This is a genomic window from Streptomyces sp. ISL-66 (assembly GCF_018614135.1).
In the GTDB taxonomy this organism is placed as follows: Bacteria; Actinomycetota; Actinomycetes; order Streptomycetales; family Streptomycetaceae; genus Streptomyces.
The window spans coordinates 20,100-35,165 of the sequence record NZ_JAGGOW010000138.1; the positions used below are offsets into that span (position 1 = coordinate 20,100).

A 15,066-nucleotide genomic window follows, 5' to 3' on the forward strand; every position below is an offset into this window, starting at 1 on the left:
TGTCGGCTGGCCGCCCACGGCCTCGTGGCGCGACCGGACCGACCAACGGAAGTGGTGGAACATGGGCCTCGGCGTGCGCTGGACCCTGCACGGAGACGGGCGGACGCCCGCTCCCGGAGCGGTGGTGCGGCCGGACGAGCGGCTGACGTGGCCGCGGACCGCCGGGCTCGGCGCCCAGCACGTGGTGGCGATGTTCGGAGCGAGCTTCGTCGCGCCGGTCCTGATGGGCCTGGACCCGAACCTCGCCATCATGATGTCCGGCGTCGCCACCGTCATCTTCCTGCTCGCTACGCGCGGGCGGGTCCCCTCGTACCTGGGCTGCTCGCTCTCCTTCGTGGGCGTCGCGGCGGCGATCCGGGCGGGCGGCGGGAACAGCGCGGTCGTCACGGGCGCGGTCTTCGTGGTGGGCGCGGCGCTGTTCCTGGCCGGGCTGGCCGTGCAGCGGTTCGGGGCGCGGATCATCCACGCGGCGATGCCGCCGGTGGTGACGGGCGCGGTCGTGATGCTGATCGGCTTCAACCTCGCGCCGGTGACGGCGTCGACGTACTGGCCGCAGGACCAGTGGACGGCACTGCTGACCATGCTGTTCACCGGGCTGGCCGTGGTGTGCCTGCGGGGTTTCTGGTCGCGCATCGCGATCTTCCTCGGCCTGGTCTTCGGGTACGGCATCTCCTGGGTCTTCGACCTGGTCTTCGGCAAGATCCACTCCACGGTGGGCGGGCCGGAGGCCGTGGACCACTGGCGGCTCGACCTGTCCGGGGTCGCCAAGGCCGACTGGGCCGGCCTGCCGAGCTTCCACGGGCCGGCCTTCGAGTGGTCCGCGATCCTGATCGCGCTGCCGGTCGTCATCGCGCTCATCGCGGAGAACGCCGGACACATCAAGGCCGTCGGGGAGATGACCGGCGACCCGCTCGACGACAAGCTCGGCACCGCCATCGCGGCCGACGGCGCCGCGTCGATGCTCTCCACCGCGCTCGGCGGCCCGCCGAACACCACGTACTCCGAGAACATCGGCGTCATGGCGGCGACCCGGGTGTACTCGACGGCGGCCTACTGGGCGGCGGCCGGCTTCGCGCTCCTCTTCGGCCTGTGCCCGAAGTTCGGCGCGGTCGTCGCGGCGATCCCGGGCGGGGTGCTGGGCGGGATCACCGTGATCCTGTACGGAATGATCGGCCTGCTCGGTGCGCAGATCTGGATCAACGGCCGGGTGGACCTGCGCAATCCGCTGAACCTGGTGCCGGCGGCGGCGGGCATCATCATCGGCGTCGGCGGGGTCAAGCTGCACGTCAGCGACAGCTTCGAGCTGGGCGGGATCGCGCTCGGCACGATCGTCGTCATCACCGGCTACCACGCGCTGCGGTACTTCGCGCCGGCCCACCTGAAGGAGCAGGAACCCCTGCTGGACTCGGGGACGTCGGCGTACGACGAGCCGACGGGCGAAACGGACGCCGGGACGGACGGCGGAACGGACGCCGCAACGGCCGTCGGGGGCCCGCCGGATGCCGCCGGGAACCCCGGGGACAAGCGGGGTTGACGTAGTTTCGCCCGAACCGGGGAAGCGTACGGCCAAGTTCCCCTGATCCCGGCCCGCGGCTGCGACGCTGCCTCCCATGGTCCCCATGGAAGCGGTGCTGGCGCGGATGCGCGCCCTGGACGAGCGGCTCCCCGAGCGGGACGGCGTCGCCGTCTTCAACCGGGTGTACCTCACGGTGACGCAGACGCTGCACGAGCGGATCTCGCACGGCGCGTTCCCCTCGCCGCGCCGGGCGCAGACGCTCAGCGTCCGCTTCGCCGAGCGCTACCTGACGGCGGTGGAGGCGGACCGGGCCCCGGCGTGCTGGCGGCCGCTGCTCCAGTACCGACGCCACCCGGGGATCCGGCCGCTCCAGCACGCGCTGGCCGGGATCAACGCGCACATCGGCCACGACCTGGCGCTGGCGGTGGTCGCCACCTGCCGCTCCCTGGACTGCGAACCGGCCGCCCTCGAAGCGGACTTCGACCGGGTCGGGGACACGCTGGTCTCCCTGGAGGAGCAGATCCGGGAGGACCTGATGCCGGGCCCGGACGTACTGGAGGTCGCGGACCCGCTGACGCACCTGCTCGGCGCGTGGAGCCTGGACCGGGCCCGCGCGGGCGCCTGGGCCTCGGCCCGCCTGCTGTGGTCCCTGCGCCGCTCCCCCGACCTGGCGGAGGAGTTCACCGACTCCCTGGACGCGGGCGTCGGCCTGGTGGGCCGCTGCCTGCTGACCCCGACGGGCTGACCGCGGGCGGACCGACACGGCCGGACGGGCACGACCGGACGGGCACGACCGGACGGGCACGGCCGGGCCTGAACCCGGGTGCGGGCTCGGAGCGCCCGCGCCTACGCTCGCGGGCATGACCAGCTTCGCCACGCACCGGCTCCGCGTGCACGACCCGGCGCTGCCCGCGTACCGGCGGCTGTCGGCGCTCCGCACCTGCCTGACCCAGTTCGCCCCGTACGGCCTGCGTGCCACCTTCCACCACCTGCGCGGCAGCGCGGCCATCCCCCGGGACCCGGCCCGGGACCCCGACTCGCTGGTCCGGGCAGTGGAGGAACTGCACGCCGCACGGGAGGTCTGGGTGCCCGGCATCCTGGCCTGGCAGGAAGGGCGACGGCTCCAGAAGCGCGCCGGACTCCGTCTGCCGGATCCGCCCGAGCCTCGGCCCCTGGTGTGGTGCCCGAACCCGGAGTTCCATCCGCTCGGCCCGCTGGCCGAGGTGATGCCCCGGATCCTGCGGGCGCGGGAGTACACGGGCGAGGGGTGCGCGGTCTGCGGGGCCGACCACGGCGGCCTGAGCTGGAGCGACGGCCACCGCGTGTACCGGCTGTGCGCGCACTGCGGGGTACAACAGGGTCCATCGACCGTGGAGGCGGTCGACGACGTCCGCCGCTGGACCGCGTGCGAGTCGCGCTGGCGGGCCGTCTGGCGCGGCGACGCGGAGTGGGAGCGCCCGCCCCGGGCATGAGTACGGGCCGCCGCCGCGTTCGTGCGCGGGGGCGGGGGCGGCCCGTGGTCAGGGGGCCGGAGGGGGCGGGTGGGTCAGTCCTCCGGGAGTTCGACCGGGGCGATGTCGTCGTAGACGTCGCCCGGGCCGGGGTTGGTGGCGTCCGTGGAGCCGCCGAAGTGGTGCATCACGCCCCAGACGGCGTTCAGGGCCGTCTGGACGGCGCCCTCCGCCCAGCCCGCCGTCCAGGAGATGTCGTCGCCCGCGAGGAAGATGCCGCGCTTGTCCTCGGGGAGGCGGTCCTGCATGAAGTGGGTGAACAGGCGCCGCTGGTAGCGGTAGTGGCCCGGCAGGTTGGCCTTGAACGCGCCCATGAAGTACGGCTCGTTCTCCCACGACACGGTCACCGGGTTGCCGATGATGTGGCGGCGGATGTCGACCTTCGGGTAGATCTCGCCGAGGGACTTCAGCATGACCTCCATCCGCTCGTTCGCGGACAGCGGCAGCCACTTCAGGCTGTCGTCGCACCACGTGTACGAGAGGCAGATGACGGCGGGCTTGTCCGGCCCGTTGTCCAGGAGGTACGTGCCGCGGGTCATGCGGTCGGTCAGGGTCATCGACATGACGTCGCGGCCCGTCTCCTCGTCCTTGTCCAGCCAGAACGGGCGGTCGACCGGGATGAAGAGCTTGGACGACTCCATGTAGTGGGTGCGCTCCATCGCCGTCCAGTGATCGATCGGGAAGAGCGAGTCGTCGCACGCGATCTTGGACAGGAGCAGCCACGACTGGGCCGTGAAGATCGCCGCGCGGTAGGTGCGGATGTCGCCCGAGGCGTCCGTGACCGTGATGCGGTTGCCCGCGGTGCGGTGCAGCCGGGTCACCGCCGGACGGGGGGTGCCGCCGTGCAGCGAGGAGAGCGAGGTGCCCTGCGCCCAGTGGACGATCTTCTCCGGCTCGCGGTCCCACATCCGCAGCGGAAGCTGCTGCGAACCGCCCACGATGCCCTGGTGGTGGTCGTCGGCCTCGGTGTAGACGACGCGCAGGATCTCCAGGATCGAGTTCGGGAAGTCGGTGTCCCAGCCGCCCGTGCCGAAACCGACCTGGCCGAAGATCTCGCGCTTGCGGAAGGACTTGAAGGCCTCCGACTCGCAGAGGAACCCGTAGAAGGTCTGGTTGTCGAGCTTCTCGACCAGCTTCGCCCAGATCTCGCGGATGCGCGGGACGTCCCGCTCGCGCATCGCGGTGTTCATGTCGGAGAAGTCGGCGCCCTCGTCGAGGCAGTCGTTCCACGCGGCGGCGACGTCGCGGTAGATCTGCGGGAGGTCGGCGATGGTCTCGGCGTAGTGCGACTCGCCCTTGAGGTCCACGACCGTGGAGGGCGTGGCCGGGGAGAGCGGGTTCGGGAAGGGCTCGGTGACCAGGCCCACGAGGTCGATGTAGTGCTGGAGCGCCGTGGAGGACGGCGGGAAGCGCATCGCGCCCATCTCCGCGGTCAGTTCGTCCGTGCCGGTGCCCTCGAAGCCCACCGTGCGCAGCCGGCCGCCGATCTGGTCGGCCTCGTAGACGACGGGCTTGAGGCCCATCTTCATCAGCTCGTAGGCGGAGATGATGCCGGACAGCCCGCCGCCGATGACGGCGACCTCGGTGCCGTGCTCGGTCGCCGGTATCTGGCCCAGACCCGCCGGGTGGGCGAGGAAGTCGTCGTACGCGTACGGGAAGTCCGGCCCGAACATGGTGATCGGGGGCTGGCCGTCGCTGTGCGGGACGGCGGTGGTGGGCACCGTGGACGTCATGGGGTACGGCTCCTAGCGGGGTGGGGCAGGGGGGAGGGGCAGGCGGGGGGCGCTGTGCGGGACCGCGGTCAGACGAGGGAGGCGTACAGACCGGGGCGGCGATCGCGCAGGTACGGGTTCGTCTCGCGCGAGGCGCGCAGCAGCTCGGGGTCGGCCTCGCCGAACACGAGCTCCTCCCCGCGTCCGGCGCGGGTCCGGGTGACCCCGTCCGGGCTCGCGAGGCAGCTGAGGCCGACGAACTCGAACTCGCCTTCCGGGCCGGTGCGGTTGACGTACGCGATGTACATCTGGTTCTCGAAGGCCCGTACGGGGACGAGCTGTTCGGCGACGAACTGGAACGGGTGCATCTGCGCGGTCGGCACCAGGAGGAGGTCGGTGCCGGCGAGCGCGTGCGCCCGGACGTTCTCGGGGAACTCCACGTCGTAGCAGATCATGACGCCGATGCGCAGACCGTTCAGGTCCGCCTGGACCACCGGGGTGTCGCCCGGGGTGAAGGCGTCCTGTTCGAAGCAGCCGAAGAGGTGGGTCTTGCGGTAGTTCGCCAGCCGGGCCCCGTCGGGGCCGACGAGCTGCGCCGCGTTGTAGACCGCGCCCCCGTCGCGCTCGGGGTAGCCGTAGAGCACGGCGACCCCGTGGCGGCGGGCGATCTCGCCGATGGCGCGGGCGGACGTGCCGTCGGCCGGTTCGGCGAGCCGGGCGATGTCCTCGATCTCCAGCGCGTAGCCGGTCAGGAACATCTCCGAGGTCACGAGGAGCCCGGCCCCCGCCTGTGCGGCGCGCGCCGCGGCCTCGTCGAGCGCCGTCAGGTTGTCGGCGGTGTCGCCGAGCCGTCCGGAGCTCTGGAGGAGGGCAGTGCGCAGCGGGGGCATGAGCGTACCTCTGTGGCAGGAGGGGTGGGGGTCCTTAGACGGTACGTGCGCGCGTTCGATCGGGACAAGCCGTGACCGTTGCGCTCCGCGCATCGATTCGTTGCGCGTTGCGGGCCGGAGGCGGCGATTCGTTGCGCGGGGTGCCGACAGGCTGTCCGATGGGCCGCTCCGGGTGGTTTTACGAGGCCTCGTGGAAGGCCGGGTGCGCGCTGAGGCGGCGCAGGCCTTCGAGGATGTCGGGGGCGTGGTGGGAGACCACCCGGCCGCTCCAGCCGTCACACAGGGCGGGGACGGTGAGCGTACCCTCCCCGCGGTGTCCGGCGGCCTCATGGGCGAGCCGGAGCGCGTCGTGCCCCGCGGCGTCGCGGCCGGGGCGTAAGACGGTCACGGCGACGGCGTCCCGGAGTCCGAGGTCGGCGAGTGCGGAGGCGACGCCGAGGCAGCTCGGACAGTCGTCGGCGGCGAGATAGAGCCGGTAGCGGTGCGGGACGGGCGAGAACCCGGCCCCGATCCGCCCGCGCAGGGGCCGCGCGGGCTGGGGTGGGGCTGCGGCTGCGCCGGGATCTGGACATGGGTCTGGGACACGGCGATCTCTCCCGTGCCTGCCTGTGTGCGGAGACGTACGTCTCTCGCGCCGTACGGACCAGGGCCGGGGAGGCCTGGGGGCCGAAGGACCGGGGGCCGAAGGACCGGGGGCCGAAGGACCGGGGGCCGAAGGGCCGGGGGCCGAAGGGCCGGGGGCGTGCGGGCCGGGGGCGTGCGGGCCGGGGGCGTGCGCGCGGGCCCGGCGGGCTTCAGGCGGCCGGGGCCGAGGCGCTGCAGACGCGGAGGAGATCGATGTGCGGGCGGCGGGCGAGCCAGGAGCGGCGGAGGGGAGCGGGTGGCGTCGTGAGCTGGTCCACCGGGTCCCCCTCGTGTCCGCGGCCCCCGTTAGGCTGACGATCGCCGTCTCATACCACCGCCCGGGGCCGTCAAGAGTGCCCGCGCCGAGGGAAGGAAGCTCCGCCCATGTCCGCCCAGTCCCGGCCCGGTTCCGTCCTCGACAATCCCGTCTGGGCGGCGCTCGAAGGCCCGCACCGGGACTTCGCCGAGACCGGGCCCGCCGGGCTCGCCGCCCGCTATCCGGCGTCCGTGTCCCCGTTCGCCGCGCTCTGCGACCCCGAGGACCCGCACGCGTGGGCCGATCTGGCCGAGCTCGCCGGCCCCGGCCAGGAGGTCTGGTTGACCGGGCTGCTCACCCCGCCCTCCGGCTGGCAGACCCTGCTGTCGCTGCCGGGCGTGCAGCTGGACGGCCGGCCGGTGCGGGGCAAGGAGGATCCGCAGACCGTCCGGCTGGGCGCCACCGACGTGCCGGAGATGCTGGAGCTGGTCGCACTGGCCCGGCCCGGCCCCTTCTCGAAGCGCACCGTCGAGCTGGGCACGTACCTCGGGATCCGCAGCGGCGGCCGGCTCGTCGCGATGGCGGGCGAGCGGATGCGCCCGCCGGGCTGGTCGGAGATCAGCGCGGTGTGCACGCACCCCGAGCACCGCGGCAAGGGGCTGGCCGGGCGGCTGATCCGCGCGGTGGTGGCCGCCGTGGAGGAGCGCGGGGACAGTCCGTTCCTGCACGCGGCAGCGCAGAACACCTCGGCGATCGGGCTCTACGAGACCATGGGGTTCACCCTGCGCCGGGAGCCGCTCTTCATCGGGCTCCGCACGCCCGACACGAAGGCTTGACACGGCTTGACCGTACGGCCGTTGCGGCCCGCTCCCCCGGTCCGCCCGTACCGGCTCCGTTCTCCTTCGCCCCTCCGCGCGACCGCCCGCGCATCGCGCTCCAGCGCCGGCTGCCCTTCGCGTAGCCGGCTGCCCTTCGCATACGCGCGGTTTGGCACGGCGCGGAGCGGTCACACGCGCAGGAGAGCGTCCGTCGACCGCACTCGCGAAGGGAACCCACCGCCATGATGCACAGGGACTCCGGGACCACCGCGTCCACCAGGTCCGCCCTGTCCCCCCGGCCCCCCGCGCCCCCCACGTCCGACGTCACCCGGCTGCCCGGTTCCGCCCTCCACCACTGGCAGTGGCAGTCCCGGGCGGCTTGCCGCGGTCTGGGCTCGGCCCCGTTCTTCCATCCCCCGGGCGAGCGGGGGGAGGACCGGGAGCAGCGCGACGAGGCCGCGAAGCGGATATGCGCCGACTGCCCGGTCCGGACGGCGTGCCTGGAGTACGCGCTGCGCACGCGGGAGCCGTTCGGGGTGTGGGGCGGCCTGAACGAGGAGGAGCGCCGCGCGCTGTGGCGCCCGTCCCGGGCCGGGAGGGGCGCCAGGACCGTCTCGGACAGGCCGGAGCGCCGGGACAGGCGGGAGCGCCGGGACAGGCGGGAGCGCCGGGACGGGCGGGAGAAGGCGGTCGGACCGGACCGGACGGCTACGCCGGCGCGCCGGAGGTGAAGCGGCGCAGCAGCGGGGAGAGGACGAGCACCGACTTGGTGCGCTCCACGAAGGGCTCGCCGGCGATCCGCTCCAGGACCCGCTCGAAGTGGCGCATGTCCGAGGCGAAGATCTGGACGAGGGCGTCCGCGTCGCCGGTGACGGTCGACGCGGACACCACCTCGGGGTAGCGCCCCAGCCCTCGCCGGATGTCGTCGGGCGAGGTGTTGTGGCGGCAGTAGATCTCGATGAAGCCCTCGGTCTCCCAGCCCATGGCGGCGGGGTCGACGCGCACGGTGAAGCCGGTGATGGCTCCCTCGGCGCGCAGCCGGTCGACGCGCCGTTTCACGGCGGGGGCGGAGAGCCCGACCTCGGAGCCGATGTCCGCGTAGGAGCGGCGGGCGTCCTCGGCGAGGGCGTGCACGATGCGTTCGTCGAGATCGTTCAGTCGCACTGCGCGTGGATCACTTCTCTGCTGCGGCCGGTTCTTCAGTGGCCAGTCGGGAGCGGCGGATGCCGTACAGGAAGTAGAACACGAGGCCAACGGCCATCCAGCCACCGAAGACGATCCACGTGGCGGTGTCCAGGCTGAACATCATGTAGCCGCAGGCGATGAGGCCGAGGATCGGGGTGACGGGGAACAGCGCCACCTTGAAGGTGCGCGACATGTCCGGCCGGGTGCGGCGCAGGATGACGACGGCGACGTTCACCAGACCGAAGGCGAAGAGGGTGCCGATGCTGGTGGCGTCGGCGAGCTTGCCCAGCGGGATGAAGGCGGCGAGGACTCCGCAGAAGAGGGAGACGATCACCACGTTGGCGCGGGGTGCGCCGCTCTTGGCGTCGACCTTGGCGAACACCTTGGGGATGAGGCCGTCGCGGGACATGGCGAAGAGGATGCGGGTCTGGCCGTAGAGCACGGCGAAGACGACGGACGCGATGGCGACCACGGCGCCGGCGGCGAGGACGACGCCCCAGAAGGTGTGGCCGGAGACGTCGGTCATGATCTGCGCGAGCGCGGCCTCGGTGCCCTCGAAGTCCTGCCACGGCATGGCGCCGACGGCGACGAACGCCACGAGGACGTACAGCACGGTGACGATCAGCAGGGAGAGCATGATCGCGCGGGGCAGGTCGCGCTTGGGGTTCTTGGCCTCTTCACCGGCGGTGGAGGCGGCGTCGAAGCCGATGTAGGAGAAGAAGAGGGTGGCGGCGCCTGCGCTGATGCCGGTGATGCCGAGCGGCGCGAGGGGGGCGTAGTTGCCGGCCTTGATCCCCATGAAGCCGATGCCGATGAAGAGCAGCAGGGTGACGATCTTCACGCCGACCATGACCGAGTTGATCCGGGCGCTCTCCTTGGCGCCGCGCATCAGGAAGACCATGGCGAGCAGGACGACGACCAGGGCGGGCAGGTTGATGAAGCCGCCGTCGCCCGCCGGGTGCGAGACGGCGTCGGGGATCGTGATGCCTATCGTGCCGTCGAGCAGTTCGTTGAGGTACTCGCCCCAGCCGACGGCGACCGCCGCGACGGACACGCCGTACTCCAGGACCAGGCACCAGCCGCAGATCCAGGCGACGAGCTCGCCCATGGTGGCGTAGGAGTACGAGTACGAGGACCCGGAGACCGGGACCGATCCGGCCAGCTCCGCGTAGGAGAGCGCCGAGAACAGAGCGGTGAGGCCGGCGATGACGAAGGAGATCGTCACGGCCGGGCCGGCCTTGGGGGCCGCCGTGCCGAGGACGACGAAGATGCCGGTGCCCAGGGTGGCGCCGATGCTGATCATCGTCAGCTGCCACATGGTGAGCGAGCGGCGCAGCGAGCCGCCCTCGCCCTGTCCGCCCTCGGCGACGAGCTGCTCGACGGGCTTGCGGCGCATCAGCGGATGGACGGGCCTACTGGGCGCGGAGGTGAGCGGTGGCGCCTGGCCGTGATCGAGCACGAGGGGACTCCTTTGTCACTGCGGGTGGGGTGGGCAGGCGTCGACCGCAGCGGTCCGGAGCAGTAGCAGGCCGAAGGCCTGGGCATGGGGGACCGCCGAGCAGGCGGTCCTCGCCACTCCACGTACAGCGAGTGAGCCTACGAGCTGAGTGATACCGCCCGTAATGCACCATCCTTGCACATTGGCGGATGATCGTTGCGCGGATCTGTCCAGAATGGTCCTTTGTTGCGTACGGATGATCGATCGCTGCGCAGCCCCTCCGCGACCCCCATTATTGACACTTCGTCAGATCTGTCGCAGCGTGCCGCCATGGATCTGGACGTGCTCTACGAGATCGACGTACCGCGCCCCTGGCCGGGAACCCATCCGCACGGCCAGCGGGCCGCCGAGCAGCGCGCCTACCGGGAGGCGGTGGAGCAGATCCGGCTCGCCGACCGGATGGGCTTCCGTACCGTCTGGGCGGTCGAGCACCACTTCCGCGAGGGCCGCTCGCACTGCCCGGCCCCCGAGGTCCTCCTCGGGCACCTGGCCGGGCTCACCGAGAGGATCCGGCTCGGCTTCGGCGTCACGCTGACCCCTTTCGGCTTCACCCCGCCGCAGCGCATCGCGGAGAAGGTGGCCACCGTCGACGTGCTCTCGGGCGGCCGGGTGGAATGGGGCACCGGCCGCTCCACGCCCATGGAGCAGACGGCCTTCGGCGTGGACCGGGAGAAGTCCCGGGACGACTGGCGCGAGGCCATCGAGATCGTCACCGGGATGTGGCGCGAGGAGTACTTCACCTACGCGTCGGACCGCTTCCGCTTCCCGCGCCGCATGGTCACCCCCAAGCCGGTGCAGGATCCGCACCCGCCCGCCTGGATGGCGGCCACCTCCCCCGGCTCGGCGGAGGTCGCGGGCGGGCACGGCCTCGGACTGCTCTCCTTCTCGATCATGCAGCCGCTGGAGGCGATGGCCCGCCAGGTGGCCGCTTACCGGACGGCCGCCGCCTCCCCGCGCCCGCTCACCGACGTCACGACGGACCGGGTCGCCGCCTACACGCTCGTCCACGCGACGGCGCCGCGCACCGAGCCGGACGCCCGCGTGTGGGACTCCGTCGCCTGGTGGTACTCGAACCTCGCGCGGTTCACCCTGGAATGGGAGCTGCCGCACCTGAGCCCCGAGGAGCGCGAGCGGACGTTCCCGCTGCTCACGCCGATCCTCGAAGGCAGCGTGCCGGTACGGGAGTTCAGCGACGGGGACATGATCCTCATCGGAGACGCGGAGACGATCGTCGCCAAGGCCAAGCGGTACGCGGACCTCGGCGTCGACCAGCTCATCTGCTACGTCCAGTGGGGATACCTGGAGCACCGGGAGATCCTGCGGACGCTGGAGATCCTGGGCAAAGAGGTCATCCCGGAGCTGGCCCGCTACCGGCCGCGGCGGGAGCCGGCCGGTGCCTGAGTCCCTGGACGCCCCACCGGCGGCCGGGTCCCCGGACACCTCCCCCGTCCCCGACTACGGCGCGCTGCACCGCCTCGACGGCCGTGGATTCGTCCTGCTCGGCGCGGGCAACGGAATCGGCCGCCAGACCGCGCACGCGCTGGCCGCCGGCGGCGCCCGGGTGCTGTGCGTGGACGTGGACCCGGAGCGGGCCCGGGCGGTGGCCGCCGAGACCGGGGGGATCCCGTACGCCGCCGACGTCACGCGCCGCGGCGCCGTCCGGGAGCTCTTCGCGGAGGCCCCGCTGCTGCTCGGCGGGCGCCCGGTCGGCGGGGTGGTCGACATCGTCGGGATGGCCCGGTACGCGGCGCTGCCCGAGCTGGACGACGCCGGCTGGGACTGGCACTTCGACCTGGTGCTGCGCCACGCCTGGCTGGCCGTCCAGTACGGCGGCGAGGCCGTCGCGTCCGGCGGCGGCGGCCCACTGGTCTTCGTCGCCTCCGTCTCCGGGCTCACGGCCGCGCCGCTGCACGCCGCGTACGGGGCCGCGAAGGCCGGGCTGATGTCATTGGTGCGCTCCGCGGCGGTCGAACTGGGCCCGCGCGGGGTACGGGTCAACGCGGTGGCACCGGGGGTGGTGTGTACCCCGCGGGTCGCCGCCCTGCTGGGCGACGAGGGGCGGCGGCGCAACGCGGAGAACGCCCCGCTGGGGCGGGTCGCCGAGACCGCGGACATCGCCGCCGCGCTGTACTTCCTGGCCTCGCCGCAGTCCTCGTACGTCACCGGGCAGACGCTGGTGGTGGACGGCGGGGTAGGCGTGAAGTTCCCGTATCCGACGACCGGAGGCCAGCAATGAGCACGCGCCGAGCAGCCCAGGACGCCGTCGAGACCGAGGCGGCCGGGGAGACGGGGGCCACCGAGGCCGCGGTGGCCGGGGAGACGGGGGCCACGGTGGCCGGGGAGAGGGGGGTCACGGTGGCCGGGGAGACGGGGCGGACCGGGGCGGAGCCGGCCGCCGGGCCCTGGCAGGACCCCGGCCCCTTCCTGCGCGGCGTGGCCTGGCTGGACGAGGGCCGTCCGGTGCGGGCCGACCCCTGCGACACCATGCGTCTGCCGTGGGACACCGGCGAGCGGGCCTCCCTGCCCATCGGGGTGCGCCTGGAGTTCACCGCGCAGGACGCCCGGGCGGTGGAGATCCGCTACCGGGCGACCTTGCCCGGCCCCACCGACGCCTTGCGCGACGTCGCGCACGGCTTCGCCCTGTGGGACCGGCACGGGGTGGTGCGCGAGCTGTACACCGAGCCGGCCGCGGAGGCCGTCGTACGCATCGAACTGCCGGGCGGCCCCGGCCCGTTCACCGTCCACCCGCCCGAGACCCAGTCCCCGCTGATCCTCGGCGTGCGCGGGATCGGCGGCCGGGTCGCGCCCGCGCCGCCCGCCCCGCGCTGGGTGGTGCACGGCGACTCCATCACCGAGGGCTGGTGGTCCACCCGGCCCGCGCACGGCTGGCCGGCGGTCGCCGGGCGGTCGCTCGGCTGGGACACCGTCAACCTCGGCTACGCGGGCGCCGCTCGCGGGGAGCTCGCCACCGCCGAGCAGCTCGCCGCTCTGCCCGCCGACGTCCTCACCCTCGCTTTCGGCACCAACTGCTGGTCCCGCGTGCCGTTTTCGGTCCCGCTGCTGTACGAGACCACCCGCGCCTTCATCGAGCTGGTCCGCCAGGGCCACCCCCGGACACCGCTGCTGGTCCTCTCGCCGTTGCTGCGGCCCGACGCCGAGCGCACCCCGAACAAGCTGGGCGCCACCCTGGGCGCCCTGCGCGACGCGATGGAGCGGGCCACCCGCGACCGGATCGCCGCCGGGGACGAGCGGCTGACCCTGCTGCCGGGGCGGGACCTGCTGGGACCCGAACACCTGGAGGACGGTCTGCACCCCAACGACTCCGGACACCGCACGCTCGGCCTCGCTGTGGCCACGGCCATGCGGCGGGCCGGGTTCGGTACGGGGTGAGTGAAACAGCCCACACCGAAAGGGTTGAACACAACGCCTCCGACGAGGCGTGTCCTGCGCACAGTTGCCGACGCACCCGCCGCCGAACGGACGGATGGACGGACGGACGGACGCGGCGGTGGAGGCGAGGACACTCACGTGGGAGAGATCAAGATGGGCATCAAGCGCGGAACCACCCTGGCGGCCGTGGCGGTCGTCGTCGCATGCGCCGCGACCGCCTGCGGCGGGAACGACACGGCGGGCGACACCACCAAGCCGGCCGGTGCGGTCGCCCCGGCCGAGAGCCCTTCCGCGGGCGGCGACGGCTACGGCTACGGCGCGGGCGCGGCCTCGGCCTCCGACGACGCCGCCGCCGCCGAGCCCGGCGGACAGCTGGCCGTCGCGCAGAACGAGCAGCTCGGCCCGGTCCTCACCGACAGCGCGGGCTTCACCCTGTACCGCTTCGACAAGGACACCGCGAAGCCCTCCAAGTCGAACTGCGACGGCGACTGCGCGAAGACCTGGCCGGTGGTCGCGGCCGGCGATGCGACCGCCGCGGCCGGCACGGACCCGGCGCTGCTGGGCGAGGTGGTCCGTACCGACGGCAGCAAGCAGCTGACGGTGGCGGGCTGGCCCGTGTACCGGTTCGGCAAGGACACCAAGGCGGGCGACACCAACGGCCAGGGCGTCGGCGGGACCTGGTTCGCGGCCGCGCCCGACGGGAAGAAGGCCGCGAAGGCGGCCGCCCCGGCCCCCGCCGCCAAAGCGGCCGCCGGCGCGCTGACGGTGGCCAAGGACCCGAAGCTCGGCGACCACATCGTCGACGGCAACGGGATGAGCGTCTACCGGTTCAAGCCCGACACCGCCTGGCCCATGGTTTCCAAGTGCGAGGGAGACTGCGTGGCCAAGTGGCCGGTCGTGCCCCCGGTGGCGCGGGCCGACGCCAAGGGCATCATCGAGAAGAACTACCTGGTGCTGGACCGCCCCGACGGCCAGAAGCAGCAGACGGTGAACTGCTGGCCCGTCTACACCTTCACCGGCGACAAGAAGGCCGGCGACGTCAACGGCCAGGGCGTCGGCGGCACCTGGTACGCGGTCGCCCCCGACGGCAAGCTCATCACCGTCCAGTAGACCCGCGGCACGCCACCCACAGACCATCCGGCCGCGCGGCCCCCGCCTCCCCTCCCCCCCTGGGCGGGGGCCGCGCACTTTTCCCGGCAGGGAAGCGGAACCTAGACTCCCCCCATGCTGCGCGTACTGGCCGTCGACGACGAGAAGCCCCTCCTCGAGGAGCTCCTCTACCTGTTGCGCTCCGATCCCCGCGTGCACAGCGCCGAAGGCGCCTCGGACGCCACCGAGGCGCTGCGCCGGATCACCCGGGCACTGGAGAGCGGTCCCGACGGGCCCGACGGCATCGACGTGGTCTTCCTCGACATCCACATGGCCGGGCTGACCGGGCTGGACATCGCCCGGCTGCTGGCCGGGTTCGCGCGGCCGCCGCTGATCGTGTTCGTCACCGCCCACGAGGGTTTCGCCGTACAGGCCTTCGACCTCAAGGCCGTGGACTACGTACTGAAGCCCGTGCGCCCGGAGCGGCTGGCCGAGGCCGTACGGCGGGCGTGTGCGCAGGCCGGCCGGCCCGGCGAACCGGCGGCGCCGGCCGCTCCCGGGGCGGCTCCCGCGGTGC

General features: G+C 73.1%; 15 protein-coding genes. 10 read left to right on the forward strand and 5 right to left on the reverse strand.

All coding sequences use genetic code 11. The features are described 5' to 3' along the window. Positions 1 to 61 precede the first annotated feature (61 nt). The 3 genes from J7E97_RS25705 (at position 62) to J7E97_RS36240 (ending at position 2,988) form a co-directional block, all read left to right on the forward strand. Complete coding sequence (locus tag J7E97_RS25705) at positions 62 to 1,534, forward strand: uracil-xanthine permease family protein (protein WP_251055137.1); 1,473 nt, start codon at positions 62 to 64, stop codon at positions 1,532 to 1,534. 76 nt (positions 1,535 to 1,610) lie between these two features. Continuing rightward, a complete protein-coding gene (locus J7E97_RS25710) occupies positions 1,611 to 2,261 on the forward strand; it encodes a DUF5995 family protein (protein WP_215031709.1) in 651 nt (216 codons plus the stop codon). Positions 2,262 to 2,376: 115 nt separating this feature from the next. Next, positions 2,377 to 2,988: a hypothetical protein gene (locus J7E97_RS36240; protein ID WP_251055138.1), complete on the forward strand. Its 612-nt coding sequence runs from the start codon at positions 2,377 to 2,379 to the stop codon at positions 2,986 to 2,988. Between the two features lie 74 nt (positions 2,989 to 3,062). Here the strand turns inward: J7E97_RS36240 and J7E97_RS25720 are convergent, their stop codons facing one another. The 3 genes from J7E97_RS25720 to J7E97_RS25730 form a co-directional block, all read right to left on the reverse strand. Further along, positions 3,063 to 4,760 carry an NAD(P)/FAD-dependent oxidoreductase gene (locus J7E97_RS25720; protein ID WP_215031711.1) on the reverse strand — a complete coding sequence of 566 codons (1,698 nt, stop codon included), beginning with the start codon at positions 4,758 to 4,760 and terminating at the stop codon, positions 3,063 to 3,065. A gap of 68 nt (positions 4,761 to 4,828) precedes the next feature. Further along, the gene (locus J7E97_RS25725; RefSeq protein ID WP_215031713.1) at positions 4,829 to 5,629 is read right to left on the reverse strand and encodes a carbon-nitrogen hydrolase family protein; all 801 of its coding nucleotides are present in this window, start codon (positions 5,627 to 5,629) and stop codon (positions 4,829 to 4,831) included. A gap of 178 nt (positions 5,630 to 5,807) precedes the next feature. Continuing rightward, positions 5,808 to 6,017, reverse strand: a complete 210-nt coding sequence (locus J7E97_RS25730) for a hypothetical protein (protein ID WP_215031715.1) — start codon at positions 6,015 to 6,017, stop codon at positions 5,808 to 5,810. Between the two features lie 620 nt (positions 6,018 to 6,637). Between J7E97_RS25730 and J7E97_RS25735 the strand changes: the two genes are divergently transcribed. Both J7E97_RS25735 and J7E97_RS25740 read left to right on the forward strand, forming a co-directional pair. Next, positions 6,638 to 7,345 carry a GNAT family N-acetyltransferase gene (locus J7E97_RS25735; RefSeq protein ID WP_215031717.1) on the forward strand — a complete coding sequence of 236 codons (708 nt, stop codon included), beginning with the start codon at positions 6,638 to 6,640 and terminating at the stop codon, positions 7,343 to 7,345. Between the two features lie 224 nt (positions 7,346 to 7,569). Beyond that, positions 7,570 to 8,058, forward strand: coding sequence for a WhiB family transcriptional regulator (locus J7E97_RS25740; protein ID WP_285428667.1), 489 nt, complete (start codon positions 7,570 to 7,572; stop codon positions 8,056 to 8,058). Here J7E97_RS25740 and J7E97_RS25745 read toward each other — a convergent pair. Then, complete coding sequence (locus J7E97_RS25745) at positions 8,036 to 8,491, reverse strand: Lrp/AsnC family transcriptional regulator (RefSeq protein ID WP_073920257.1); 456 nt, start codon at positions 8,489 to 8,491, stop codon at positions 8,036 to 8,038. The two genes, J7E97_RS25740 and J7E97_RS25745, sit on opposite strands and share 23 nt — an antisense overlap. A gap of 10 nt (positions 8,492 to 8,501) precedes the next feature. Beyond that, positions 8,502 to 9,971: an amino acid transporter gene (locus J7E97_RS25750; RefSeq protein ID WP_308346802.1), complete on the reverse strand. Its 1,470-nt coding sequence runs from the start codon at positions 9,969 to 9,971 to the stop codon at positions 8,502 to 8,504. A gap of 309 nt (positions 9,972 to 10,280) precedes the next feature. Here J7E97_RS25750 and J7E97_RS25755 point away from each other — a divergent pair, with 309 nt between their 5' ends. The 5 genes from J7E97_RS25755 to J7E97_RS25775 all read left to right on the forward strand — a co-directional run. Continuing rightward, positions 10,281 to 11,411: an LLM class flavin-dependent oxidoreductase gene (locus J7E97_RS25755; protein ID WP_215031720.1), complete on the forward strand. Its 1,131-nt coding sequence runs from the start codon at positions 10,281 to 10,283 to the stop codon at positions 11,409 to 11,411. Continuing rightward, complete coding sequence (locus tag J7E97_RS25760) at positions 11,404 to 12,246, forward strand: SDR family oxidoreductase (protein WP_308346803.1); 843 nt, start codon at positions 11,404 to 11,406, stop codon at positions 12,244 to 12,246. The genes J7E97_RS25755 and J7E97_RS25760 overlap by 8 nt, the downstream gene beginning before the upstream one ends. Beyond that, positions 12,243 to 13,400 carry a GDSL-type esterase/lipase family protein gene (locus J7E97_RS25765; RefSeq protein ID WP_215031723.1) on the forward strand — a complete coding sequence of 386 codons (1,158 nt, stop codon included), beginning with the start codon at positions 12,243 to 12,245 and terminating at the stop codon, positions 13,398 to 13,400. Before J7E97_RS25760 ends, J7E97_RS25765 begins: the two co-directional genes overlap by 4 nt. A 153-nt stretch (positions 13,401 to 13,553) precedes the next feature. Further along, a complete protein-coding gene (locus J7E97_RS25770; protein ID WP_215031743.1) occupies positions 13,554 to 14,510 on the forward strand; it encodes an SCO0930 family lipoprotein in 957 nt (318 codons plus the stop codon). 114 nt (positions 14,511 to 14,624) lie between these two features. Beyond that, positions 14,625 to 15,066: LytTR family DNA-binding domain-containing protein (locus J7E97_RS25775; protein ID WP_215031726.1), on the forward strand; the 442-nt coding region annotated here is incomplete at its 3' end.

Excerpts from the sequence above, each read along its gene's own strand:
- J7E97_RS25770 (WP_215031743.1), top strand. The coding sequence starts at position 13,554 with ATGGGCATCAAGCGCGGAACCACCCTGGCGGCCGTGGCGGTCGTCGTC.
- J7E97_RS25755 (WP_215031720.1), top strand. The coding sequence starts at position 10,281 with ATGGATCTGGACGTGCTCTACGAGATCGACGTACCGCGCCCCTGGCCG.
- J7E97_RS25725 (WP_215031713.1), bottom strand. The coding sequence starts at position 5,629 with ATGCCCCCGCTGCGCACTGCCCTCCTCCAGAGCTCCGGACGGCTCGGC.
- J7E97_RS25720 (WP_215031711.1), bottom strand. The coding sequence starts at position 4,760 with ATGACGTCCACGGTGCCCACCACCGCCGTCCCGCACAGCGACGGCCAG.
- J7E97_RS25710 (WP_215031709.1), top strand. The coding sequence starts at position 1,611 with ATGGTCCCCATGGAAGCGGTGCTGGCGCGGATGCGCGCCCTGGACGAG.
- J7E97_RS25735 (WP_215031717.1), top strand. The coding sequence starts at position 6,638 with ATGTCCGCCCAGTCCCGGCCCGGTTCCGTCCTCGACAATCCCGTCTGG.
- J7E97_RS25705 (WP_251055137.1), top strand. The coding sequence starts at position 62 with ATGGGCCTCGGCGTGCGCTGGACCCTGCACGGAGACGGGCGGACGCCC.
- J7E97_RS25765 (WP_215031723.1), top strand. The coding sequence starts at position 12,243 with ATGAGCACGCGCCGAGCAGCCCAGGACGCCGTCGAGACCGAGGCGGCC.
- J7E97_RS25740 (WP_285428667.1), top strand. The coding sequence starts at position 7,570 with ATGATGCACAGGGACTCCGGGACCACCGCGTCCACCAGGTCCGCCCTG.
- J7E97_RS36240 (WP_251055138.1), top strand. The coding sequence starts at position 2,377 with ATGACCAGCTTCGCCACGCACCGGCTCCGCGTGCACGACCCGGCGCTG.